This is a genomic window from Nonomuraea sp. SBT364, from assembly GCF_001083785.1.
Classification (GTDB): domain Bacteria; phylum Actinomycetota; class Actinomycetes; order Streptosporangiales; family Streptosporangiaceae; genus Nonomuraea.
In genome coordinates, this window is record NZ_LAVL01000073.1 from 17,058 (window position 1) to 39,661 (window position 22,604).

24 protein-coding genes, 1 tRNA gene and 1 pseudogene are annotated in these 22,604 nt (G+C 69.2%); 8 read left to right on the forward strand and 18 right to left on the reverse strand.

What is annotated here, in order from left to right; all coding sequences use genetic code 11:
- Positions 1-27: 27 nt before the first annotated feature.
- Positions 28-882, forward strand: coding sequence for a haloalkane dehalogenase (locus tag ADY59_RS27535; protein WP_049567598.1), 855 nt, complete (start codon positions 28-30; stop codon positions 880-882).
- 39 nt (positions 883-921) lie between these two features.
- Here ADY59_RS27535 and ADY59_RS27540 read toward each other — a convergent pair whose 3' ends face one another.
- The 4 genes from ADY59_RS27540 to ADY59_RS27555 form a co-directional block, all read right to left on the reverse strand.
- A complete protein-coding gene (locus ADY59_RS27540) occupies positions 922-1,329 on the reverse strand; it encodes a DUF7144 family membrane protein (protein ID WP_049567599.1) in 408 nt (135 codons plus the stop codon).
- Between the two features lie 96 nt (positions 1,330-1,425).
- Entirely contained in the window at positions 1,426-2,598 is a 1,173-nt protein-coding gene (locus ADY59_RS27545) for a hypothetical protein (RefSeq protein ID WP_049567602.1), read from the reverse strand.
- Entirely contained in the window at positions 2,595-3,080 is a 486-nt protein-coding gene (locus ADY59_RS27550; RefSeq protein ID WP_049567605.1) for a SigE family RNA polymerase sigma factor, read from the reverse strand. The genes ADY59_RS27545 and ADY59_RS27550 overlap by 4 nt, the downstream gene beginning before the upstream one ends.
- A 59-nt stretch (positions 3,081-3,139) precedes the next feature.
- Complete coding sequence (locus ADY59_RS27555) at positions 3,140-4,339, reverse strand: cytochrome P450 (RefSeq protein WP_049567650.1); 1,200 nt, start codon at positions 4,337-4,339, stop codon at positions 3,140-3,142.
- A gap of 148 nt (positions 4,340-4,487) precedes the next feature.
- Here ADY59_RS27555 and ADY59_RS27560 point away from each other — a divergent pair, with 148 nt between their 5' ends.
- The gene (locus ADY59_RS27560) at positions 4,488-7,631 is read left to right on the forward strand and encodes a BTAD domain-containing putative transcriptional regulator (protein WP_049567608.1); all 3,144 of its coding nucleotides are present in this window, start codon (positions 4,488-4,490) and stop codon (positions 7,629-7,631) included.
- 231 nt (positions 7,632-7,862) lie between these two features.
- Here the strand turns inward: ADY59_RS27560 and ADY59_RS53470 are convergent, their stop codons facing one another.
- The 8 genes from ADY59_RS53470 to ADY59_RS27595 form a co-directional block, all read right to left on the reverse strand.
- Entirely contained in the window at positions 7,863-8,162 is a 300-nt protein-coding gene (locus ADY59_RS53470; RefSeq protein ID WP_442937736.1) for an ATP-binding cassette domain-containing protein, read from the reverse strand.
- Positions 8,155-8,289 carry a hypothetical protein gene (locus ADY59_RS54115; protein WP_442937737.1) on the reverse strand — a complete coding sequence of 45 codons (135 nt, stop codon included), beginning with the start codon at positions 8,287-8,289 and terminating at the stop codon, positions 8,155-8,157. Before ADY59_RS54115 ends, ADY59_RS53470 begins: the two co-directional genes overlap by 8 nt.
- A gap of 31 nt (positions 8,290-8,320) precedes the next feature.
- Entirely contained in the window at positions 8,321-9,769 is a 1,449-nt protein-coding gene (locus ADY59_RS27570; protein WP_082310445.1) for a cellulase family glycosylhydrolase, read from the reverse strand.
- A gap of 266 nt (positions 9,770-10,035) precedes the next feature.
- Positions 10,036-10,803, reverse strand: a complete 768-nt coding sequence (locus ADY59_RS27575) for a hypothetical protein (RefSeq protein WP_049567614.1) — start codon at positions 10,801-10,803, stop codon at positions 10,036-10,038.
- A 57-nt stretch (positions 10,804-10,860) separates the two neighbouring features.
- Positions 10,861-11,628 carry a hypothetical protein gene (locus ADY59_RS27580; RefSeq protein ID WP_049567618.1) on the reverse strand — a complete coding sequence of 256 codons (768 nt, stop codon included), beginning with the start codon at positions 11,626-11,628 and terminating at the stop codon, positions 10,861-10,863.
- A 129-nt stretch (positions 11,629-11,757) separates the two neighbouring features.
- Positions 11,758-11,937 (reverse strand): hypothetical protein, encoded by a 180-nt coding sequence (locus ADY59_RS27585; RefSeq protein ID WP_049567621.1) that lies wholly within the window; start codon positions 11,935-11,937, stop codon positions 11,758-11,760.
- Positions 11,938-11,967: 30 nt separating this feature from the next.
- A complete protein-coding gene (locus ADY59_RS27590; protein WP_049567624.1) occupies positions 11,968-13,026 on the reverse strand; it encodes a ThiF family adenylyltransferase in 1,059 nt (352 codons plus the stop codon).
- Entirely contained in the window at positions 13,023-13,580 is a 558-nt protein-coding gene (locus tag ADY59_RS27595; protein WP_231618916.1) for a GNAT family N-acetyltransferase, read from the reverse strand. The genes ADY59_RS27590 and ADY59_RS27595 overlap by 4 nt, the downstream gene beginning before the upstream one ends.
- 51 nt (positions 13,581-13,631) lie before the next feature.
- Here ADY59_RS27595 and ADY59_RS27600 point away from each other — a divergent pair, with 51 nt between their 5' ends.
- Positions 13,632-14,258, forward strand: a complete 627-nt coding sequence (locus ADY59_RS27600; protein WP_049567627.1) for a TetR/AcrR family transcriptional regulator — start codon at positions 13,632-13,634, stop codon at positions 14,256-14,258.
- A gap of 68 nt (positions 14,259-14,326) precedes the next feature.
- Positions 14,327-14,902, forward strand: coding sequence for a DUF6461 domain-containing protein (locus tag ADY59_RS27605; protein ID WP_049567629.1), 576 nt, complete (start codon positions 14,327-14,329; stop codon positions 14,900-14,902).
- A 56-nt stretch (positions 14,903-14,958) separates the two neighbouring features.
- Here ADY59_RS27605 and ADY59_RS27610 read toward each other — a convergent pair whose 3' ends face one another.
- Positions 14,959-15,276: a hypothetical protein gene (locus ADY59_RS27610; RefSeq protein WP_049567630.1), complete on the reverse strand. Its 318-nt coding sequence runs from the start codon at positions 15,274-15,276 to the stop codon at positions 14,959-14,961.
- A 343-nt stretch (positions 15,277-15,619) separates the two neighbouring features.
- Between ADY59_RS27610 and ADY59_RS27615 the strand changes: the two genes are divergently transcribed.
- Positions 15,620-16,030: an ATP-binding protein gene (locus ADY59_RS27615; protein WP_082310446.1), complete on the forward strand. Its 411-nt coding sequence runs from the start codon at positions 15,620-15,622 to the stop codon at positions 16,028-16,030.
- Between the two features lie 46 nt (positions 16,031-16,076).
- Here the strand turns inward: ADY59_RS27615 and ADY59_RS27620 are convergent, their stop codons facing one another.
- Positions 16,077-16,448 (reverse strand): GNAT family N-acetyltransferase, encoded by a 372-nt coding sequence (locus ADY59_RS27620; RefSeq protein ID WP_156325774.1) that lies wholly within the window; start codon positions 16,446-16,448, stop codon positions 16,077-16,079.
- Positions 16,449-16,585: 137 nt separating this feature from the next.
- Here ADY59_RS27620 and ADY59_RS27625 point away from each other — a divergent pair, with 137 nt between their 5' ends.
- Positions 16,586-17,530, forward strand: a complete 945-nt coding sequence (locus tag ADY59_RS27625; protein WP_049567632.1) for an acyltransferase domain-containing protein — start codon at positions 16,586-16,588, stop codon at positions 17,528-17,530.
- Positions 17,531-17,832: 302 nt separating this feature from the next.
- Here the strand turns inward: ADY59_RS27625 and ADY59_RS27630 are convergent, their stop codons facing one another.
- On the reverse strand, positions 17,833-18,276 hold the full coding sequence (locus tag ADY59_RS27630) for a hypothetical protein (RefSeq protein ID WP_049567633.1): 444 nt from the start codon (positions 18,274-18,276) through the stop codon (positions 17,833-17,835).
- 481 nt (positions 18,277-18,757) lie between these two features.
- Entirely contained in the window at positions 18,758-19,339 is a 582-nt protein-coding gene (locus ADY59_RS27635; RefSeq protein ID WP_049567636.1) for a hypothetical protein, read from the reverse strand.
- 1,104 nt (positions 19,340-20,443) lie between these two features.
- On the opposite strand from ADY59_RS27635, the gene ADY59_RS50390 reads away from it, so the two are divergent.
- A complete protein-coding gene (locus ADY59_RS50390) occupies positions 20,444-20,911 on the forward strand; it encodes a hypothetical protein (RefSeq protein ID WP_156325775.1) in 468 nt (155 codons plus the stop codon).
- Between the two features lie 363 nt (positions 20,912-21,274).
- Here ADY59_RS50390 and ADY59_RS27640 read toward each other — a convergent pair.
- Positions 21,275-21,356, reverse strand: a tRNA-Tyr gene (locus ADY59_RS27640).
- Between the two features lie 234 nt (positions 21,357-21,590).
- On the opposite strand from ADY59_RS27640, the gene ADY59_RS27645 reads away from it, so the two are divergent.
- Complete coding sequence (locus ADY59_RS27645) at positions 21,591-22,091, forward strand: YajQ family cyclic di-GMP-binding protein (protein ID WP_082310448.1); 501 nt, start codon at positions 21,591-21,593, stop codon at positions 22,089-22,091.
- 193 nt (positions 22,092-22,284) lie between these two features.
- On the opposite strand, the pseudogene ADY59_RS52785 reads toward ADY59_RS27645, so the two are convergent.
- Positions 22,285-22,604: pseudogene (locus ADY59_RS52785) on the reverse strand (serine hydrolase domain-containing protein); the annotation flags it as partial.

The window sequence follows — 22,604 nt, forward strand, 5'->3', positions numbered from 1 at the left end:
TGAGACTTCTGCAAAGGAACCCTGACCATGCCCATCCAGCACGTGCTCGACTCCACGATGTCCTACCGGGAGCTCGGCGACGGCCTGCCGATCGTCCTCCTGCACGGCAACCCGGCGTCCTCACACCTGTGGCGCCACGTCATGCCCGCCCTCGGGCGCGGCCGCCGCCTGGCCCCCGACCTGATCGGCATGGGCGAGTCGGGCAAGCCCGCCATCGACTACAGCTTCGCCGACCACGCCCGCTACCTCGACGCCTGGTTCGACGCCCTGGACCTGGACGACGTGCTGCTCGTCGGCCACGACTGGGGCGGTGCCCTGGCCTTCGACTGGGCCGCCCGGCACCCCGGCCGGGTGCGCGGGATCGCCTTCACCGAGGCCATCGTCAAGCCGATGACCTGGAAGGAGTTCCCCGAAGGCGGCCGCGACCTGTTCCGCGCCATCAAGACCGAGGGCGTCGGCGAAACCATGATGCTGGACGAGAACGCGTTCCTCCGCGACGGCCTGCCCACCACCGTCGGCACGCTGACCGAGCAGGACCTGCTGACCTACCTGCGGCCGTACCCGACCAGGGAGAGCCGGCTGCCGCTGCTGCGCTGGGCCCGCTCGATGCCGCTGGACGGCGAGCCGGCCGACGTGGTGGCCAGGATCGAGGCGTTCGGCCGATGGCTGGCCGCCAGCGTGGACGTGCCGAAGCTGCTGATCAACTTCCGGCCGGGCGCCGACACGATGTGGACGCCGGAGACGCTCGCCTGGTGCGCCGCCACCATCACCGCGCTGGAGATCGTGGAGCACGAGGAGATCGCCGGCCACCACACCCCCGAGGATCACCCTCGGCTCATCGCGGCGGACATCGAGGAGTGGATGTCCAAGCGAGGGTGGTAGCGGCCCGGCCGCCGGCGCGCCCGGCCGTCCGGGCGCGGGTCAGGCGCCGAGCTCCTTGGCCTCGCGGCCGTGCACGATCAGCGCGTACAGCACGAGCACGTCCACCGCGATGACCGCCAGCGACCACCACGGGTTCACGCCGATCCAGGTGAGCTGGGTCATCGCGTTCAGCATGACCAGCACCACCGCGACCACCCGCGCCCACGTCTGCCCGACGCTCACCGCCAGCCCGGTGGCGAACAGGATCACGCCGAAGATCAGGTGCAGCCATCCCCAGGTCGACACGTCGAAGAACAGCAGACGCAGCGGCGTCCGTACGTAGAGGTCGCTGTTGATGACGGCTGATACACCGCCGATGATGTTGAAGACGCCTGCCATGATCATCAGCAGTCCGGCGAACCACACCCAGCCGACCCAGCCCGTGACGGGCCTGCTCTGGTACGTCATGACTCCCCCCGAAGTCTCTCGCCACCTGCCCGCGCAGAGGCACTGACCTGGACATTCCCCGCACAACGGGCGTCACCCCTCAGGGGGGTGAGCAGGTCACCCCGTGCGCAGGGAGAAGGCCGTCACCTCCTCGGGCAGGTCGGCGACGCGGGACAGGGCGCCGGTGGCGACGTTCCAGGCGAGCAGCCTGTCCCCGCTCTCGATGATCACGGTGCCGTGGCCGATCCAGCCGCGCACGGGGCAGCCGCCCTGCCCGCACCTCCTGCCGGGAGAATCACCCCGGGGCAGCAGCAGTGTCCTGACCAGGCGGCCCGTGGCGGCGTCGGCCACGACGACCACGGCGGCGCTCTCCGCCCGGTCGTCGTGGGCCGGCGCCGACCTGGCGACGAGCCCGTCGCGCTGCCATCCGTGCTCGCCCGGGGCGCCCACCGGCAGGCCGCCGTCGCCGGTGAGGTCGCGGACGTCCAGCTCCGCCTCCGACCCGCCCTCCCGGATGACCGTCCGGCCGCCTTCGCCGGGCGGGACGATCCTGAGGTCGCGGTAGCCCGCGACCCCCGTGAAGCCCTGGTACGGCTGCCGCCTCGCCTTCCCCGTGGCCAGGTCGAGCAGGTAGTTCGCCTTCTTCTGCTCGACGAGGAGCTGTTCGCCGCGCCAGAGCACCACCTCGTTGGGCCCCGGCACGGGGTAGCGCCTGGCCCGGCCGATCACGAGGTCGACGACCACCACCTCGTCCTTCTGCGGGAAGGCGGCCATCGTCCCGTCGGGGGCGAGCGAGTTGGGCCGCACCCGCGTCCCGACGTCGCCGACCGGGTCCAGCTTCACGTCAAGAGGGACGCGGCCGCCCGATTTCACCAGGTAGATCCGGCCGTCGCCGAACTCGGCCAGCGCCAGGACGGCTCCGGGAACCGAGGTCGCGACGGGGAGGTCGCCCCACCTCTCCGGCAGCGCGGTCGCCAGCCTGGGCAGCCCCGCCTCACCATCGGGCGGCGGCGCCGTGTCCATGACGGGGACCGGCGGGATCGCGGAGGTGTGGGCGGCGGTGGGGTACACGCTGGGATATATGGTGACGTCGCGCTCGGCCGGTTCCGGGGACACGGCGATCCCCACGACGACGAGCACGGCGGCGGTCGCGACCGCCGCGGCCGCCGTCCTGCGGCGATGGGTACGGCTCCGCGCGCCCTGCCGCCACAGCTCGCGCGCCCGGGGCTGCCCCTCGGGCAGCGTCTCGGCGAGATCGTCGAAGAGCTCCCGCAGCCTCTGTTCGGTCATGTCGACACCTCTTCCAGCTCGGGAGCGACCTCGCGCAACCGCTTCAGCGCCGCGTGCGTCTGGCTCTTCACCGTCCCGGCCGAGACCCGGAGGATCGCGGCGACCTCGATGACGGGCAGGTCCTCGTAGAAGCGCAGCACCAGCACCGCGCGTTGCCTCACCGGCAGCCTGGCCAGCGCGCGGGCGAACATCAGTTTCAGGTCCGACTCGGCCGAGCTGCCGGGATCCGCCCGGTCGGGCGGATCCCCGTAGGCGAACTCCCGCCGCCTCCGCCACCTGGTCGCCACGTCCCGGTACAAGGTGGTGCGCACGTAGCCGGCCGGGTCGGTGTGCACCTTCGGCCAGCGGCGCGCCAGTTTGATCAGCGCGTCCTGGAGCACATCCTCGGCCAGATGCCTGTCACCGCTGATGAGGATGGCGGCACGCAGCAGCCGCGGGTACCAGGCGGCGACGAAAGCCTCGTACGCCTCGGAGTCCGTCATACAGACAAGACGCCCGGGAGGGGGCGAACGGTTGGGGTCTTCGCGAAATCGGTGCCGGTTCACACGTCCCAGGTGACCGGGAGGCTCTTCACGCCGAAGATGTCCGCCGTCTCGGGGCGCAGCGCGACCTCGTCAGCCGGGACGGCCAGGCGCAGCGTGGGGAAGCGGTCGAGCAGCGCGGGGAAGGCCACCCGCATCTCGACGCGGGCCAGCTGCTGCCCGAGGCACTGGTGGATGCCGTGCCCGAAGGCCAGGTGCCCGCCCTCCTGCCTGCGCAGGTCGAGCGCGTGGGGATCGGTGAAGCGCTCGGGGTCACGGTTGGCGGTGTTGTAGGACAGGATGACCGTCGAACCGGCCTTGACGGTCCGGCCGCCCAGCTCGACGTCCTCCAGCGCGACCCGCACGAACTGCTTGGCGACGGTCAGGTAGCGCAGCAGCTCCTCCACGGCCCCGTCGGTCAGCGTGGGGTCGGCGCGCAGCGCGGCGAGCTGCTCCGGGTTCCGCAGCAGCGCGAAGGTGCCCAGCGCCAGCATGTTCGCGGTGGTGTCGAACCCGGCCGACAGCAGGATCAGGGCCATCCCCTGCAGCTCCTCGTCGGTCAGGTCGCTGTCGGTGAGGTCGCTGAGCAGGTCGTCGGTCGGGTTGGCGCGCTTGGCCGCCACCAGCTGGGCGAGATACTGCTGGGTCGCGATGTAGGCCGCGATCAGATCGTCGTCGGCGGCCTCCCCGCCGAGGAACGTGTCGATGTTCTCCTGGAAGGAGCCCCGGTCCTCGTACGGCACGCCCAGCAGCTCGCAGATGATGACGGAGGGGATCGGCTTGGCGAACGCGGTCACCAGGTCCACCGACGGCCCGGCCTGCTCCATGGCGTCCAGGTGCTCGGCGGTGACCTGCTCGACGCGCTCGGTCAGCAGGCGCATCCGCCGGACGGTGAACCTGCCCACCAGCGGCTTGCGGTAGCGGCTGTGCTGCGGCTCGTCCATGAGCAGGAACTCGCCGGGCGGAGCCGGAGGGACCTCGATGTCGCCGTAGTCGACCAGCGGGTGGTGGCGCATGAGCTCCTTGCGCGAGCTGAACCGCGAGTCGGCCAGGACCGACCGGACCAGGTCGTATCCGGTGACCAGCCAGCCCTGGTGCCCGTCGGGGAAGGAGTATCGGCTGATCGGGCTCTGCTCCCGGGCCTCGATCAGCTCCTTGGGCGGGGAAAAGGGACAGCCGGACTGACGCGCGGTCGGCAGCGTGGTGACGGTGTGTTCCATGGTCTTCCTCTCGTCGGCCTCGTCGAGCATCTCCGACCGCCCTGACACCGGACCGTCGCCGCACTGACATGGCCGCTGACGCCGCGTCGGTTCCCCCGGAATCGCCCCCGGTCGCGATTTGTTGCCCCGGTTCGGCACAATTGCGGATGTGCGAGTTGGACTGCTCGGGCCGTTCGAGGTCCGGAACCCCGATGGGGCCGTGCTGGAGGTTCCCGGGATTCGGTTGCGCGCGCTGCTCGCCGCACTCGCCCTCGAACCAGGCCGGATCGTCACACGTACGAGACTGGTGGACTGGATCTGGGGACAGCAGCCGCCTTCGGACGAGGTGAACGCCCTGCAGGCGTTGGTCTCCAGGTTGCGCAGGGTGTTGCCGGACGGTGTGATCGAGGCGGAGTCCGGCGGCTACCGGCTGGCCGTGGCTCCCGACGCCGTGGACGTGAGCCGGTTCGAGCGCCTGGTCGGTCAGGCCCGGGCCGCCGAGCCCGCGGAGCGGGCGGAGCTGCTGCACTCGGCCCTGGCCCTGTGGCGCGGCCCGGCCATGGCGGACATCGCGCTGCGCGACAGCGATGCGTTCGACGCCGCGGTCACGCGCCTGGAGGAGCTCCAGGTCGCCGCGCTCGGGGACCGGGTGGATGCCGACATCCGTCTCGGCCGTGGCTCGGAGCTGGTCTCCGAGCTGACCGAACTGGTCGCCGCGTACCCGCTCCGCGAGGGGTTCGTGGCCGCGTTGATGCGGGCGCTCGCCGAGGCGGGGCGCGGGAACGAGGCGCTGACCGTCTACCAGCGGACCCGCGAGCGGCTCGCCGAGGAGCTGGGCGCCGACCCGTCGGCCGAGCTGTCGGCGCTGCACACCGCGCTGCTGCGGGGCGAGCTGGGCGAGCGGCCGGAGAACCGCAGGACGAACCTGCGCGCCGGTCTGACCAGTTTCGTCGGCAAGGACGACGACCTCGCCGCGGTCGCCGGTCTGGCCGTGAAGCACCGGCTGGTCACCCTGACGGGGCCGGGTGGCTCCGGCAAGACCCGGCTGGCCACGGAGACCGCGCGGACGATGCTCGGCGAGCTGCCGGACGGGGCGTGGCTGGTCGAACTGGCCTCGGTGCGCGCGGACGGCGAGCCGGCGCGGGCCGCCCTCACCGCGTTCGGCCTGCGTGAGCAGGCACTGCTCGGCGGCACACGCGGCGGCGAACCGATGGATCAGCTCATCGCCGCGCTCCGGGATCGCGCGATCCTGTTGATCCTGGACAACTGCGAGCACATGATCGAGGCGGCCGCGGCCTTCGCCGACCGGCTGCTGGGCGAGTGCCGGAGGCTGCGGATCCTGGCCACGAGCAGGGAACCACTCGGCATCACCGGGGAGGTGCTGTGGCAGGTCGAGCCACTCGCGCTGCCCGCGAACGCGACGGACCCCGCCGAGGCCGCGTCCTCCCCCGCGGTGCGGCTGCTGCGGGATCGCGCGGACCTGGTACGCAAGGACATCGGCTCCGACGCGCACACCCTGGCGGCCATGGCGCGGATCTGCCGGGCGCTCGACGGGATCCCGCTGGCGATCGAACTGGCCGCGGCACGGCTGCGCACCATGTCCGTCGATCAGCTGGCCCATCGGCTCGACGACCGGTTCCGGCTGCTGACCAGCGGCAGCCGTACGGCGCTTCCCCGGCACAAGACGCTGCGCGCGGTCGTCGACTGGAGCTGGGACCTGTTGACCGAGGGCGAACGCGGCGTGCTGCGGCGGCTCTCGGTGTTCGCCGGCGGGGCGAACCTCGAAGCGGCCGAACGGGTGTGCGGGGACGAGACTCCCGCCGGGGAGCAGGTGCTCGACCTGCTGACCGCGCTGATCGAGAAGTCGCTGCTGGTCGCCGACGGCGAGGGCACGCCGCGTTACCGGATGCTCGGCACGATCAGGGAGTACGCGGCCCACCGGCTGGCCGAGGCCGGGGAGACCGAGCAGGCCCGCCGGGCGCACCTCGCGTACTTCACCGAGCTGGCCGAGGTGGCCGAGCCGCACCTGCGCCGGGCCGAGCAGCTGGAGTGGCTGGCCACGCTGAGGGCCGAGCACGGCAACATCAACGCGGCCCTGCGCGGCGCGATCGCCGAGGGATGGGCCCAGGAGGCGATGCGGCTGGTCGCGGCCGTGGGCTGGTACTACTACCTCAGCGGGCACCGGACCGAGGGCACCGACCTGAGCGTCGCCGCTGCCTCGCTGCCCGGTGAGGTTTCCGACGAGGTGCGGGCGATGGCGTACACCATGGTGACGGTCTTCATGACCTCCGGGCCCGGCCGCGACCAGTATCAGGCGGAGAAGTGGATCCACGAGGCGTACCGGTTCACCCAGGGCACCGCGTATCGCCACCCTCTGCTCGGGTTCGTCGCGCTGTGGGAACGGATGTTGCAGGAGCCGACGGGATTCCTGCCCGCGCTGGATCCGCTCGTCTCCGGCGACGACGCGTGGGTACGCGCCCAGGCCAGGCTCACCCGTGGCCGGCTGCGGCTCACACTCGGCGGCGACGAGACCGACGTGGACACCGACATGGAGACCGCCCTCACCGGGTTCCGCGCGCTGGGTGACCGGTGGGGAGTCTCGTCCGCGCTGACCTTCCTGGCCGATCGGCTGGCCATGCGCGGCGAGTTCGCCCGCGCGTGCGAGCACTTCGAGGAGGCGGCTGCGGCGCTGACCGAGATAGGGGCGACCGAGGACGTCAGCTACCTGCGGGCGCGGCAGGCTCAGCTCTACTGGCTGCTCGGCGACGAGCGGGCCAGCACGTCCGCCATGGCCGAAGCGCAGCGCTACACCACCGAGATCACCTGGCCGGACACGCTGGGCGAGCTGGCGCTCGCGAACGCGCAGCTGGCGCGCTGGCGCGGCGACACGGACGAGGCGCACCGGCAACTGGCCAGGGTGCGGGCGATGCTGGACGACGGCGAACTGAGCGACCTGTCCCGCGCCAAGGCCATGGACCTGTACGGCTACCTCACCGAGGATCTCGACGAGGCCCGCGCGCACCGCGCGGCGGCGTGGCGAACGGCTCTGGAGACGACGTACCCACCGCTGATCGCCGAGGTGCTGGTCGGAATCGCGGATCTGGCCATGCGCCAGGGACGGGACGAGCACGCGGTGCGCTTGCTCGCGGCGAGCGACAGCGTACGCGGGACGCCGAACCATTCACAGCCGGACGCCTCCAGGATCGCCGCCGACGCGCGGAACCGCCTCGGCGAAACCGCGTTCACCGAGGCGGTCCGGGCCGCCCGGGAGCAGGACTGGCGCGAGCTGGCCGAGGTCACGCTCGCTTCCTGAACGTCGCGCGCCCACTGTTCGCCGGCCAGCGTGCTGCCCGCGCAGGGCCTCGATGATCGAGGTGAACGGCTGATGCTCCGCGTGTCGACAGGTGTGAACGCGCTGCTCAAGAAAGGAAGGCCATCAGCGGGACCCCGACGAGGCCCGCGCTCTCCGGCGACTTCGCCGCGAGCACGACCGGGCCGGTCACGCCGAGCCCCCCGGAGAGGCTCGCCGACGGCCGGAATCCCATCAGGAACCCGACCGCGAGGACGGGCGCGATGGCCACCAGGCTCCGCAGCCGGATGTGGCCGCCGGGGACCCGGCGCTTGAGCTCGTCGGCGGTGCCCTCGGCGACCAGCCGGCCCTGATCGAGGACCGCGATGCGGTCGGCGAGCTGGTCGGGGCGAGTCCCGTCGTGAGCTCGTCGAGGAAGACGATCTGCGGCTCGCCGACGAGCGTCACGGCGAGGTTCAGCTTGCGGCGCATGCCGCCGGAGTAGGACGACGCCAGTTCGGCCGCCGCCTTGGGCCGGTGCGGGAGATCAGCCATCCGCGCGCACCGCCCTGGTGTACGTGGTCACGTCGTGCCCCGCCACGACCACCTTCCCGGCGCCGTTGGGGCCGAGCAGGGCGAAGATCGTGCCCGCCCGGACACCCAGGTCGATGCCGTCGAGCACGATCTTGCCCTTGCGCCCGCTGCTCCTCGCGTCAGAAGTCGTCGGCGGTGCGGATCCGGTCGCGGACCCAGACGCCGGCCTCCTTGAGGTTGGCCGTCCCGGCGAACGAGCCGTTCGGGCAGGTGCCGGAGGTGAAGACGGCGCCCGTGCGGAAGTCGTCGGAGAAGTTCCAGTTCACCCAGCTGATCTTCTTCTGTGCCATCAGGTCGAGGTACTGCTGCGACCTGGCGAAGTTGTTGGCTCCGTCGCCGGACGCGCTCTGGGTGCCGAACTCGGTCACGAAGATCGGCAGCCGGTCGGCGGCCCTGGACAGCGTGCTCAGGTACTCGGCGCCGTGCGTGGCCGCGTAGAAGTGGAACGTATACATGATGTTGGCCGCGTTGACCGGGTTGTTGACGATCTCGGTCTCGTCGCCGTCGCCGGAGACGCCGAGCGACGACCACGCGCGGGTGCCGACCAGGACCGGGGCGTCGGGGTCGTACTGCCTGATCACCGGGATGAGCTGGTGGGCGTAGTCACGGATGACGGACCAGGTGACGGCGTCGCCGTTCGGCTCGTTGGCGATCTCGTACAGGACGTTCTTCTTGCCGTCGTGCCGCTGGGCGATCTCGGTGAAGAACGTCCTGGCCCGGCTCAGGTTGTACATCGGGTCGCCGGGGGTGAGCATGTGCCAGTCGACGATCGCGTACATCCCCCGGGCGGTGGCCATCTCGATCAGGGAGTGCACGCGGTCGGTGAACAGCCGGGGGTTGGTCTCGTAGCCGCCCTCCTGGACGTACATCGAGATGCGCAGGACGTCGGCCTTCCAGTCGTTCGCCAGCGCGTCGAGCGACGCGGCGTTGAGGCACTGGTTGTACCACTGGATGCCGTGGCTGCTCATGCCGCGCAGTTGGATCTGCTTGCCGTTCTCGTTGCAGAGCTTGACGCCGCACACCCGTAACTGGCCGTTGGCCTGGACCGGAGTGCCGCCGCCCGCGCCGGCGGGAGTCCCGTACACCTCCAGCTCCCACAGGGAGTAGCCGTAGGGGGTGCCGCGCTGGGTGCCGTGCACCCGCACGTACCGGCCGCTGCCGTTGATGGCGAGGTCATCGGTCGCCCCGTCGCCGGCGGCGGTGGAGTAGACGTCGGTCCAGGTGGACCCGTCGGGCGAGGTCTGCACCCGGTAGGCCCTGGCGTAGGCGACCTCCCAGGTCAGCCGCACCCGGGAGACGGTGTGCGCGGAGCCGAGGTCCACCCGGATCCACTGCGGGTCCACCCCCTCGGCGCTGGCCCACCGCGTGGACGCGTTGCCGTCCACCGCCTTGCCCGGCTCCAGGCCGGCGGCCTCGACCGAGGAGGCCGTCACGCTCTTGCCCTGCGACACCAGCGGGTCGGCCGCCGCCGGCCGCGCTCCGGCCGCGTCCGCGCCCGACGGCACCGCGAGCGGCACCACCAGCGCGGCCACTACCGCGAAGATCTTCGCGACTGCACTTCGCCTCACGAACGACTCCCATCTTTCGGGGGCTCAGCCCGGTTAGGAAGGTTTACTAATTCGCGGTCGCAGCCTAAATTTGACAACGGCATTTACACAAGACCCAAAGTTGAAAACCGGCATCCAGCCCCATAAGCGCTGCCCTGCGCGACGAGTTGGTAAGGAAGACTTACCAGCGCCGCTCCTGGGCGCTCAACGCGAGCCAACGCCGGCCCGGGTCGGGCCGGCGTTCATTGATCAGGTCGCTCTGTTGACCACACTGGTGGCCGATTCGGCTAGCGGCGGATCGGGCCGTGGTTCTCGACGGAGGAGATCCGGTCGTTCCAGCCGATCCGCTCCATGTCGGGGATGTCGATGTTCGGCGTCCCCCACAGCCTGGAGCCGGTGTAGTGGTGGTGCTCGTAGTAGAACACCAGGCAGTCGGTCGCCCCGGTCGAGCTGATCGTGTCGTTCCAGTCGGAGCCCGGCCAGGAGCCGTGCCTGACCTCGGTCAGATCCCTCCACCCGTGGGAGGCGGGCAGCCAGAACCAGTCGCCCGCGAAGAAGTGGTGCTCGAACATCTGCACCTGCCCGATCGTCGGCGGTCTGGTCCCCATGGCCGGTTGGCCCTCCGCCCTGCCGATGGCGGAGGCCGCCCACACCGCGGCGCGCAGCGGCCGGTCGTCGGTGTAGGCCAGAATCCGGTCAGGTGAACCGTCGGCGACGAAGGTCAGCATCTGACCGTCGAAGCGCGTGATGTCCGCCGGGTCGTACTCGACCCCGTCCACGACCACCGCCACCTGCGGCGGCCGGTGGCTCAGCGGGGCATCGGCGGCCGGGGCCGGCGCCGCCGGGCCGAGCAGCCGGAGGGAGTCGATCGGTTCCGGCCGGGCCGGCGGCGGGGTGGCCAGGGCGCGCTGGACCAGGGATTCGAGCGTGGTGATCCCTGCCTCGTCGAGCACCGCCAGGACGTCGTCCTCGGTCAGCCCGCCCACGTTCGCGGAGAAGTGCAGGAGCTTCTCCACGTCTTTCCTGGTCTCCATGCTGAGCTGATCGTTCGACATGAGGCGGGACTCCGTCCTTCGCGGGGGTGATCAGGTGGGTGCCGGCCTGCCCGGTGGTCAGCGTCGGCCGTTGCCGTGGTTGGCGACCGACGAGATGCGGTCGTTCCAGCCGATCCGCTGCAGGTCGTCCAGGGCGATGCCGGGCGGGGCGTACAGCGCGATGCCGCCGAAGTTGATGTGCTCGTAGTAGTAGACGAGGCAGTCGGTCGGCTTGGCGGAGCTGATGGTGTCGTTCCAGTCAGATCCGGGCCAGGTGCCGTGCCTGACCTCGGTCAGGTCCGGCCACCCCTGCCGGGCGCCGCACCAGAACCAGTCGCCGTCGTAGAAGTGGTGCTCGAACATCTGGACCTCGCCCTGGGTGACCTGGGACCCCGCGAACGCCGGGGCGCTCGGGGACTGCGCGCCGAGCGAGGTCGCCGCCCACACCGCGGCGCGCAGCGGCCGGTCGTCGGTGTAGGCCAGAATCCGGTCGGGTGAACCGTCGGCGACGAAGGTCAGCATCTGACCGTCGAACCGCGTGATGTCCGCCGGGTCGTACTCGACCCCGTCCACGACCACTGCCACCTGCGGCGGCCGGTGCTTCAGCGGGGCATCGCCGGCCGCCGGCCGGGCGGGCGCCAGCAGCCGGGCGGGGTCGAGCGGTTGCGGCTCGGCGGGCGGCGGCAGCGCGAGGGCGTGCTGGACCAGGGCCTTGAGCGTGGTGATGCCTGATTCACGCAGGACTCCGAGCACGTCGTCCTCGCGCAGTCCGCCCACGTTGCCGGAGAACTGCAGGAGCTTGTCGACGCCTCGCCGGGTCTCGCTGCTGAGCTGGTCACGAGCCATGTCGGGCCTCCGTCCGAGAGGGGATGCCGCTCCAGAGTGCTCGTGGGACCGATGCAGCAGAAGTAGCCCGGTCGCGACAGAATGGACATGAATGACCGCGGAGAGTCACTATGACGCCAGGAATCAGGCTCACACGGTGGCCGGGCCGGGGATGTCTATGTCGTTCCCGCTGATCAGCAGGAGGTGATGTCCTTCGTAGCAGGTCAGCTCCACGGCTATGACGCCGGGTTCGAGGTTGTGCATGCCGATGACGTGGTTGGCGGGGAGCAGGAAGCGCTCGTCGCAATCGCCGCAGTAGGCCAGGAACATGGTGTACTTCCCTTTTGCTGGTGGGGACGATCAGGTGATGACTTGGCCCAGGTCCAGGTGGCCGTGGAAGGGTGACAGTCGTTCGCCCAGGAGCAGGCGGCGGGCAACGTGGGCGATCTGCCCGGCTGCGTAGCGCGCTTCACCGGCGAGTTGGGGATATCCGGACAAGTCGGTCCCGATGAGCCCGACCGACTCCTTGGAGCGCTCGGACAGGGCCGACGCCCCGCCCAGCCACTCGACCAGGGCGGCGAACCGGTCCGCCGAGCCCCCGAGGCCGGGCCCGACCAGTCCGTGGAACGGGGGAAGCTCGGGGTGCGTGGCATAGGGCTCCACGCTGAGGAATCCGCGCTCGTCCGCGGCGTAGACGACGTTCAGGCCGAGCCGCCGCGCGGCCGTACGCGTGTCGTACTTGGCCGCCATGCCGTCACACTCCTCCACCAGCAGGTCGAGGCCGCGCAGCAGGTCCTCGACGTTGTCCCGGCCGACCTCCTCCTCGACGAGGGTGACCTGGAGGTACGGATCGATCGCGGCGATCCGGCGGGCGGCTATGCGCGTCTTGAGCAGGCCGAGGTCGGCATGGCCGGCGCCGAGCCGGTTCAGGTTGGACAGCTCCAGGCGGTCGAAGTCGGCCAGCACGAGATGTCCGCACAGGTGTTCCTGGGCGATCACGACCGCCGCCTCCGCGCCCACCGACAGCCCGAGGACGCCGACGCGTTTGGTGCGCAGGATCCGCTGTTCGGCGCGGGTGATCTTGTTGCGGTTCCGGTCTGTCACGACCTGGAGGTATTCGTCGGGGGGTAGCAGGTGGGTGACCTGCGCTGTCCAGGGAAGGTAGGCCCAGCATCCGTACGCCGCCAGATCGTCCGGCCGTGCCCGTTCGCCCGCGGGTGGCCGCAGCGAGGCCAGCTCATCGAGCTGGCGGTCGATGGTGTCCAGGACCGCGATGCCGTGCTCCCGGCACAGTGCGCCGAACCGCAGCCGCTCGCCGGCCGCCAGCCGCACCAGGTGCGGCCGCCAGCTCTGCTCGGGTTCGTGGCCGGGTGCGGCCAAGGTCTCGGCGAATCGGTCGAGGCCGATGGCCGGGGTCATCGGGCGCCTCCCGCGTACGTGCCGCCGCCCGTGGCCGCCGCCGCGCGCAGGTCCAGTTCGTAGACCTGGCCGACGAGGTCCACGCCGAAGCTGTGGTGCGCTTCCTCCTCGACCAGGCGGAAGCCGCGCGAGCGATAGATGTGGCCGGCGGCGACGAGCGGATGGTTGGTCCAGAGCTTCATCCGCTGGTAGCCGGTCCGGCGGGCGAAGGCCAGGCACTCGTCCACCAGCCTGGCGCCGAGCCGGTGCCCGCGCGCCGCCGGGTCGACCAGCAGGATGCGCAGCTGGGCCGTCGTCCTGTCGGCGGCGACGCAGAAGACGCAGCCGACGCGGCGGCCGTCGAGTTCGGCTATCCAGGCGGCTTCGCGGGCCGGGTCGTGGTCGGCCGCGTAGTCGGCGACGATGCGGGCCACGAGCGCCTCGAAGTCGCCGTCCCAGCCGAACTCGGCGGCGTACGTCTCGCCATGGGCCATCACCACCCAGCCGAGATCACCCGGCCGCCCCAGGCGGCGTATCGCCATCGTCCCCATCGTCCCCATCGACCGGTCGTCCATGGCACCTCCATCTGACTACTGAAACAGTCGTTTCAGTGCCAAAGTAGCTCCATGAGCGAGACAGCGCGACCCGACTCCGCACGCAAACAGGAACTTCTCGAACGGGCCTACCGCTATGTCCTGGAACAGGGGCTGGTGGAGCTGTCCCTCCGGCCCCTGGCGGCCGCCATCGGCTCCAGCCCTCGCGTCCTGCTGTTCCTCTTCGGCTCGAAGGAGGGGCTGATCAGGGCCCTGCTGGCCCGCGCGCGCAGCGACGAGCTCGACTTCCTCGCCCGTACCCGAGCCCAGGCCCAGGCCCAGGCCCAGGACCACGGCGCAGGCTCCGGTGCCGGCGACCTGGCCGCCGCCATCCGCGCCACCTGGCGCTGGCTCTCCGCGGAGCCGACGCGGCCGCTGCTCAAGCTCTGGGTCGAGGCGTACGCGCGCTCCATCGTCGAACCGGACGGCCCATGGGCGCACTTCGCCCGGCAGACGGTCGAGGACTGGCTCGCCCTGCTGGCCACGGCCCAGCCCGGCGATTCCACCGCCGAGCGCACCCTCGCCCTGGCCGTCCTGCGCGGCGCCCTGCTCGACCTCCTCGCCACCGGCGACCTGGAGCGCGTCGCCGCGGCGATCGAGCACTACCTGAGTCTCGCACCACCGCAGCACCGATCGAGCGGCCAGGAACCGGGCTCATAGGGCCCTTGCCCGCCGTCCAAGACGTCCAGAAGGTTCATCGTGTCGGTCGGCGCTGCGAGCATGGCGGAATGATCACGACCCCCGGTGACTATGCCTGGTTCTCCTACGAGCGCTTCCCCGAGCTGGCGGAGGCCTACTGCTTCACCTACGTACGCGGCCTGACCCCCGGGCAACTGGTGGCCCGGCTCGGTGGCAGGCCGGCGGACTTCACGCCCATGACGCTTGAGAGGCTGTGCGAGACGCGCCACAGGAGCACCTACGACACCGCGTTTCTCGGCGTCATGCCGCTGGGCGACTGGGCGTTCCTCGTCGAGCCCAACGGCGGGCTCGGCGCCGACGAACGGATCATCACTTCGTTGTCGGCACGAACCCGCCTCGTCTCCCAGTTCCGCGACGTCGAAGGCGTCGAGTACTTCCACTGGAGCGAAAACGGCGAGATCCGGTTCTCCTTCGGCGCTGACGAGGGTTACTCGGAAGTGGTGCCGGACGAGGTCGCGGAGCCCATGCGGCGGATCGACGCCGACTACGCAGACCTCTACCCCGGCGACGGACCCGCGTTCCTGCTCGCCGAGCATCTCACCGGCATCACGCTGACACCGGAGATGCTGAAGTCGTCCACCTACCTGTGCGGAGTCATCCCCTGACTGGACCGCCCGGGCCGCTGCGGGAACGACCTGACACCGTCGAGGCCGCCTACCGGTCAGCGTGGGCGGCTGAGGGCGACCTCGGCCAGATCCGTCCACTTCCCGGCCGAGGAGTGGGGCACGACCACCCAGTCCTTCACCGCCCTGCCCGTCCCCGTCGGGTCGAACAGGGACGCCCCGGCCAGCTGAAGCGCGGCTGTGTGCTCGGGGGTGTCCCTGACCAGCCTGAACACCATCGCGCCGTCACGCTGCAGGCTCGCGAACACCTTCCCCGCCTGATCCTTGAGCGCGGGCCTCCCCATCATCCTGGAAACCCGCACGCCCAGGTCGGCCAGCTCGGCGCCGACCTGCTCGAAATCCTCGTCCGCGCTCATCGTCAGTCGGTCCCCAACATCGTGGCGGCGCGGTCGAGCGGCTCGCCGTGGTCGGGACTCCACCCGCGTGACGCGACCGCCTCCGCCCGCCTTCCGGCAGAACGGCGATCAGGCTAATCGCCCCGGCAACACCGATCAAGGCCGGATCCAGGACACCCCACCTCCATCCCGTACGAATCAGCCCCGTTCGCCGACGGCGAGGACGGTCGCCGTCGGAAGCCCCGCGACCAGGGCCCCACGCGCCTTCTCACGTGCGGAGGAGGGCGGGTCAGCACGCCATCGGGCATGCCGCCGGTCATTTCGGGCACAAGAAGATCATCAGTCCCGCGAAAGGCAGGCCGACATGATTCCCGGCTTTCGGATGCAGTGGCCGATCACCTCTGAACTCGCCGTGCTGCGTCAGCAGGTGCACGCCTTCGGCGCCGGGGCCGGCCTGTCCGGACAGCGACTGCAGGACCTGGTGATCGCCGCGCACGAGGCCGCCAGCAACGTGCTGAACCACGGTGGCGGCTACGGCACCCTCGTCGCCTGGCGCGACGCCGACGGGGTGAGCCTGGACGTGATCGACGCCGCGGGCACCCTGACCGAAGCCCACCTGGACATCGAGCCCGATCCGCACGGCGGCGGCGGGCTGCTGCTGGTCCGCGCCCTGTGCGACGAGGTCCGCGTGGAACGCGATCCGGGCGGCGCCCGGCTGCACCTGCGTATGCACACCGGCCCCCAGCACGACCGGAACGAAGGACAGGCGGCGTGACGTCACCCGCGCAGGCTGGCACGTCCCGCCGCGCACGTACCCAGCGTCACAACGACAGCTTGAACCCGTCGTGACTGCATCCTCGGGCACGCGCCCGCTCGATCGCCCAGGTGAGCGCCTCCCGGCCGAGTCCTGAGCCACGTCGATCTGCCCGTATCCGGACTGCCTCGATCAGCGCTCGCTCCTGTCCGTGGCGTCCCAGGCCGGGAATGCAGGTCAGCTGGAGACAGCCGAGGACCGTCCCGTCCCCCTCATCCAGAACGATCATCTCGTTCCGCTCGTCCGCGTCCACGGCCTTGAACGCCTGCTCATACGCATCGTCGACCTCGACACTCCGGGGATCGACCACATGGTCCTCATCAGCCAGGAGCGCGATGATCGCAGGCAGGTCCCGGCGCGCGGCGGTACGGAGCTTCACGCCACCGAGCATCCCAGGCACCTCAGCGCGTTCACGCAGCCGCCCCGCCGCCGTTCGCGAGGGGGCAGCTTTTCCTGAGCCTCTCGCCCCGAAAGAGCAGTAGATCACCAGGACACGGGATAAGTAGGATCGTCCGCGTGGACCTGGACGAGACCGCCGCCCGGCTCGGAGTGCCCGTCGAGGACGTCAACCGCGTGCACCGGCTCGCCGGCGACCGGCCGTCCGCTCCGCTGCCCGCCAAGGCCGACGCACCCGCGATCCTCGACCGGCTCGCGGTGCGCCCGGACGACGCCGCCGAGATCATGGCGGGCTGGCCCGACCCCGGCTCTCCACTGTGGACCCCGGAGCTGCGCTGGCTGCTCGACCGCTCGATCGCCCTGGTCCGCGCCGATCTCGGGGGTCACGGCTGGCTGCCGCCCGGTCCGGAGCTGCCGCGCGAACGCGGCCCTGCCTGGCGGCACCTCTACGTGTACGCGTACCTGGCCCTGATCGACGTCGTCAGGCGGTACCACCGCGACCACGGCATCACCGATGCCGCGTCGTGGGGAACCCTCGCGGACCTGGGCCGCAACCTCACGATCGACCGGCGGATGCAGCGCGAGGGCTGGCCGGTCATGCAGAGCTGGCTGACGCTGCACGCGCGCGGCGGCGTCTACGAGCTGGGACGGCTGCAGCACCAGCGCGGCGACACCGCCATCTCCCTGCACATCCCCGAGTCGGGGCCGATGACCCCGGAGGCGATCGAGGCGTCGCTCGACGAGGCCCGCACCTTCTTCCCGCGCCACTTCCCCGACGAGCCCTACACGACGTTCTCCTGCGGCTCGTGGCTGCTCGACCCGCAACTGCTGGAGTACCTGCCCGAGGACTCCAACATCGTCCGATTCCAGCGAAGGTTCGAGCTCGAGCCCTACGAGGAGCCGGAAGGGCTGGACGCCGACGTCGAAGTGCTGCGATTCGTGTTCCGCACCTTGACCACGCCGCTCCGCCAACTGCCGCGCCGCACCGTACTCCAGCGCGCGATCGTCGACCACCTGGAAGCCGGCCGCCACTGGCGCTGGCGCCGCGGCCACTTCCCGATCTAGAGGATGCCGCCCATGTCCCGTGACTGCCGACAGCGGTTACGTCCACCGGGCGGCGTACGAGTTCGGCCTGGTCACAGGTGGGGCGGCGCGAACTGGTGACGGCCATCGCGTGATCCTTCGAACGGTGTGCAATCCACGAAGGAGGACAGGCGATGGCCGCAGATCACAGTGTGACGCCCGAGCAGTGACCGGCCGGCCACATCGAGACCGGGAACCCCCACCTGTTGCGATTCATGGCAGGAGGCCATGGACAATCCGTGCGGGGCATGGGGAGAGCTCCTATACACATATCCAGCAATAGATCATCTGATCTTCTCCCTGTGCCCGCCAGGCAAGACCGCGCAGTCCTGTAAGAACGTCCAGAGGGCACCCATCGGCCGGTGGCATGCCGGCGAACTCCTCAATCCGCTCCCAGCGTTCAACGAGCTCGTCCAGCCTGCTGTCGGGGATGCCGGCGAGTCCTCCGGCAGAGCCTCCCGCTCCTCCACCGTCGCCGGAGCACCCTCGCGCGGCGGATAGACGGTGATCGTCTGCACCAAGTCCGAGCTGAACGGAACGTTCCTGACAAGAGCTATGAGCTGCCCGAATATCACGCCGGGGTCGATCCACTTGGCGTCCACGGCGTCGAACGCCGGCGCGCCCGGCAGGGGCTTCTCGACCGCACGAGAGCTATCAGGCTTCTCCGCGGCGGCCTGCCTGTTCGCCGCCCGGTAGTAGTCGTGGAAGACACCTTGCTCTGCCAGCAACTGGCCTGCCTGAGCATCCCGTCGCCGAGCTTCACAGCCAGAAGCATTCAGGCGAGGATCACGTCCAGCGGGTCCCGACCCCTCCGGAACTGGTCAAATTCCTTCGGCAACGCATCGAGAAGTTCGGCATGCCATCTGATGGGCGGCTCTCACACCCGCCCGGATCGCCTCACCACTCGCCAGACGGCCGTCTCGCTCTGCCTCAACGACGACGTACCGGCCCCAGAGGCGGCGCCCCGTACCGGCATCCATACCAAGTGCATCGATGGCCAGGAGAACGTCAACCAGCGGATGGCGGACGTACTGACCGCATGAAATCACAAGCGACACCCCTCGAAGGGCTCCAGCTTCCCCCGGAACCCTTGGGCGTTGTGACGGCGCCCCACCCCGCACGTCCTCCAGATCACGGCCGTCCACCTGAAGGCCACGCCCAGGCCCACATCGGCTCAGCCGGGAGCGTCCATCAAGGCGGTGCCATCGTTCACCAGTGGTCCCAGCCTTCAGCACCGTACCAATGCTCCTTCAGATGACGATAGCTGTCATCAGCTGTCTCGTCCGGCTCGCCGGCGGGTAGCCAGAGGAAACCCTTGTTGTCGTGGAGGAACCAGTCGTGAACTGTGAACTCCGCGCTCCCGGGCACCCTTTCTCCAGTGTCGAGATCCAGGTAATCCCACCCATCGCATACGTAGTACAAGCCCACCCATTGGCAAGGCTCTTCGCGATCGGGGTTTGCGGCAACAGCTTTGACGTAGGCGTTCATGCTCGGTTCGGAGATCGTGAATCGGATCCAGAACGGCGCGTCGGCAATGAGAGCGAGCACCACGCCGCCGGCGACAAACCACGGCCAGAACCAGCGGCTTCCGAGGCCGCCCGTCAAGGTTCCTTTGTGGTCGGCCCACGCCATCCGAATTCCCCAGTAGGCCAGGAGGAGCCAACCGACCGGAGCCGCATAGAGCAACATCTCAGCCCCGTACCAGTACGGATAGCTGGCCCACAGCATGATGACGCCCGCAGCAGCTGAGAAGACGGCCAGAAAGGGTAAGCCAGGCGGCTTGTGGATCACGGCGTCACCTTAGCGCTGTCCGATGACCCTGGACAGCCTGCGCAGTTGGCTTCCGCAGCGCGGTGCCGGCACGGGGGTGTACGGCGGCGCGCCACGCCCGCCGCTTGAAGGACCGCCCCGGACGCGGCACGGGCGACTCGCTGCCTGGAAACCGCCTCGCTCCGCCACCTCACCCCGCAAGCTCTTCAGGACATTCTCCGGGCCTGTCTCGAAGCGAGATCTACGAGTTCGAGAAGTAGACCCAGCCGGTGCTGTGGCGCTGCCTTACACGAGACCAGGCTGTCGAATCACATCTCGTCGCCAATAATTCATGGAAGGCATGGTCATCCAGATGGTAGGTCAGCGAAAGATCCAGCCAGCTACCACTCTGTCGAACATGCTTGTACCAAGTCTCATTTGAAATCGGAATGCAATCTCGAATGTGAGATTTGTCCTGGCTCGTGATCTTCAACACATCAACTCCCCGAGGATGCGTGCGGACGACCAGGCACGGACGTTTCTTGAATCCCGAGCCGTCGGAAAACGGCATGGTCGCCCACCACACTTGACCCGGGGACGGCCGTTTGAACCAGCTCTCATCAGGAGGTGCGGACCGTGTCCGCGCCCGCGGTCGTCGAAGTAGGCGGGGCGCCCAGCTGACGACCACGGCGAGAGCGACGATGATGGCCAAAATCTGCAAGAGCTCGCTGATACGCTCGCCCGGCTCGGCGCTGCCGGCGAGCTGGAGCAGTATGGAGTTCGGCATGGTACGCCCTAGTTACTCAATGATCATCAGAGCGGTGGAGCTTCATCAGCTCGTGAATCAGATATAGAACGATAGATGTTCTCGTCTTTGCGTGGATACCGATTGCCCGATTTGATCACATGGCCGCCCTCCACACGGGGCATCGCCGTACACCCCGAACCCGCCGACCAAGCTCCGCACCGCCGCACAGGACCGGCCGCGCCGTCGCCGCTACCTCTTGTCAAATGTGATCAACAAGTAAGAGCGACCTTCACCGCTGCTCCCAAGGGCCACGGCGCTTTGCCCGCCTCCTCGACAGATGATCTACTTTGCCTATGGGGTTACGTCGCTCAATTCCGCCATCCAGAAGGCTCTGCACGGTGAGCGCCTTGATGGTCTTGGCCTGCAGTCTGATCGGCTGCACATCTGGCTATGAGGGCATGTACGGTGGCGGCCAGGTATGCGTGGACCGGGCGGATCGGGAGAACGCTCTGTATCTGAAGGCGGTCAGCGCCGTTCTGCCGTCAGGCAAGCGTGTGAGTGGTGACGAATGGAATGGATGCGACTCCGCTAACAACGGTGCCTCACTATCCGTTCTGGTGAGCCCGGAACTCCGACGTGATGAGTTGTGGAAAGCGTTCGTCGAGGCGGGGTGGTCGCCCGCCTCGGAAGCATGCACTCCAAGCTGCACCGAATTTCAGCTCGTCGATCAAGTGGACCAGCGGCTCATCGGGATCGCCATTGAAGAGATCACTGACACCGCTCCAGAAGGCCAACAAAAGGGCTTGTGGGTCAATGTGACCGCGGCTGACTCCTGCTGGGACGACCGCGGCTACAGGTGCAGTTAGGCGATGGTCGTTACTTAATCACAACTGACACCTCTCCAAGGGTGCCCTTGGAGCAAGCCTCCGGCGGGGGCCTCAGGCTCCGAGATGATCGCGACGAGCAGGAGGCCATCAGTGGCTGAGGTGAGCCGGATCTTCCCGTCGCCGTCGCCCAGGACAAGCCCGAGCAGACCAGAGGGCGGGGGCGACGGGAAGATCCGGCGGGATACGGACGTGTACGTCTACACGAGACCAGAAACCGTGATCACGTGCCAGATCCGTGCCAGATGCCACGGGAACCAAGGGAAATCAGGGGCACTCACGAGTGATCAACGCAAGAGGCCCGTCACCGCGTTTCCGCTGGTGACGGGCCTCTTCTCGCTGGTGTGGCAGGTGCAAGGTTCGAACTTGCGTAGGCTGAGCCGACGGTTTTACAGACCGCTCCCTTTGGCCACTCGGGCAACCTGCCGTGCCATCCGCTCTCGCGGCGACAGAAAGAAGAATAGCGGACTTCGGAGGTGTGCGTGACACCGGTTTGTCCCGCGCCGGATCTAGCCCGCCCGCACCCCCGAAACGCTCGCGACGACGCGGGGCCAGGGCCGGAGCCTGCACGGCGGGCCGATGCTGGCTAGGCTCATCCGCTGGGCCCGTGTTCACGGGGCACGGAGGCAGATGACCCAGATGACACCCAGCAGCTGAGAGGATGTGCGCTTTGGCCGATTCATCTTTCGACATTGTCAGCAAGATCGACCGGCAGGAGGTCGACAACGCGCTGAACCAGACGGTCAAGGAGATCGGGCACCGCTTCGACTTCAAGGGCACCGGGGCGGCCATCAGCTGGTCCGGGCAGAACGACATCGAGATCAAGGCCAACAGCGAGGAGCGGGCGGGCGCCGCGCTCGACGTGTTCAAGGAGAAGGTGGTCAAGCGTGGCCTCTCCCTGAAGATCCTCGATGCGGGTGAGCCGAAGCTGTCCGGTAAGGAGTACCGGATGCTGGTCAGCCTCAAGGAGGGCATCGACCAGGAGCAGGCGAAGAAGATCTCCAAGCTGATCCGCGACGAGGGGCCCAAGGGCATCAAGGCGCAGATCCAGGGTGAGGAGCTGCGCGTCAGCTCCAAGAAGAAGGACGATCTCCAGGACGTCATCACCCTGCTCAAGGGCAAGGATCTGGACATCGCCCTCCAGTTCGTCAACTACCGCTAGCAGGGGTGGCAGAGCGCGCTGCCCCCGTGGGGAGGCGCGTTCCGCCCTGCTAGGCGTCCCATCCTCCGGGCGTCCCACCGCGCCAGGCGCTCCCTCGACAAGCTCCCGGCCGCTCCACGTCCCGCCTCGCCGAGCGTCCCAGGTACGCGCCCCGCCCAGGCCCGGCGTTCCAAGGTACGGATCCCGCAGGAGGCTACGAGGCCGGTTGCCTTGGGGCGGCTCTCATGCCGATGTACACGCATTCGGTGCCGTCCGGGAGGGTGGCGAAGATCACCGGCATCCAGTCCTCGCTGAACGACGGGCCGGCTCCCGCGGCGGCGAAGACGGTGTCCGTCACCGGCACCAGGTCCGCTTCGAGCGGCGGGGAGAAGTCCTTCATCCCGCCGACGAACTCATACACAAGGTGCCCACGCGCATCGATGGTGATATTCACCCCTTCACGCCGATATCTCCCTGCAAAGCGTGAGAAATCCGCAACCCCCACCCGCCCCGTCGGCCCGAACGGCGCCGGCA

Coding starts and splice junctions, on each gene's coding strand:
- ADY59_RS27535 (WP_049567598.1), top strand. CDS start 28: ATGCCCATCCAGCACGTGCTCGACTCCACGATGTCCTACCGGGAGCTC.
- ADY59_RS27540 (WP_049567599.1), bottom strand. CDS start 1,329: ATGACGTACCAGAGCAGGCCCGTCACGGGCTGGGTCGGCTGGGTGTGG.
- ADY59_RS27545 (WP_049567602.1), bottom strand. CDS start 2,598: ATGACCGAACAGAGGCTGCGGGAGCTCTTCGACGATCTCGCCGAGACG.
- ADY59_RS27550 (WP_049567605.1), bottom strand. CDS start 3,080: ATGACGGACTCCGAGGCGTACGAGGCTTTCGTCGCCGCCTGGTACCCG.
- ADY59_RS27555 (WP_049567650.1), bottom strand. CDS start 4,339: ATGGAACACACCGTCACCACGCTGCCGACCGCGCGTCAGTCCGGCTGT.
- ADY59_RS53470 (WP_442937736.1), bottom strand. CDS start 8,162: ATGGCTGATCTCCCGCACCGGCCCAAGGCGGCGGCCGAACTGGCGTCG.
- ADY59_RS27575 (WP_049567614.1), bottom strand. CDS start 10,803: ATGTCGAACGATCAGCTCAGCATGGAGACCAGGAAAGACGTGGAGAAG.
- ADY59_RS27580 (WP_049567618.1), bottom strand. CDS start 11,628: ATGGCTCGTGACCAGCTCAGCAGCGAGACCCGGCGAGGCGTCGACAAG.
- ADY59_RS27585 (WP_049567621.1), bottom strand. CDS start 11,937: ATGTTCCTGGCCTACTGCGGCGATTGCGACGAGCGCTTCCTGCTCCCC.
- ADY59_RS27590 (WP_049567624.1), bottom strand. CDS start 13,026: ATGACCCCGGCCATCGGCCTCGACCGATTCGCCGAGACCTTGGCCGCA.
- ADY59_RS27595 (WP_231618916.1), bottom strand. CDS start 13,580: ATGGACGACCGGTCGATGGGGACGATGGGGACGATGGCGATACGCCGC.
- ADY59_RS27600 (WP_049567627.1), top strand. CDS start 13,632: ATGAGCGAGACAGCGCGACCCGACTCCGCACGCAAACAGGAACTTCTC.
- ADY59_RS27605 (WP_049567629.1), top strand. CDS start 14,327: ATGATCACGACCCCCGGTGACTATGCCTGGTTCTCCTACGAGCGCTTC.
- ADY59_RS27610 (WP_049567630.1), bottom strand. CDS start 15,276: ATGAGCGCGGACGAGGATTTCGAGCAGGTCGGCGCCGAGCTGGCCGAC.
- ADY59_RS27615 (WP_082310446.1), top strand. CDS start 15,620: ATGATTCCCGGCTTTCGGATGCAGTGGCCGATCACCTCTGAACTCGCC.
- ADY59_RS27645 (WP_082310448.1), top strand. CDS start 21,591: ATGTGCGCTTTGGCCGATTCATCTTTCGACATTGTCAGCAAGATCGAC.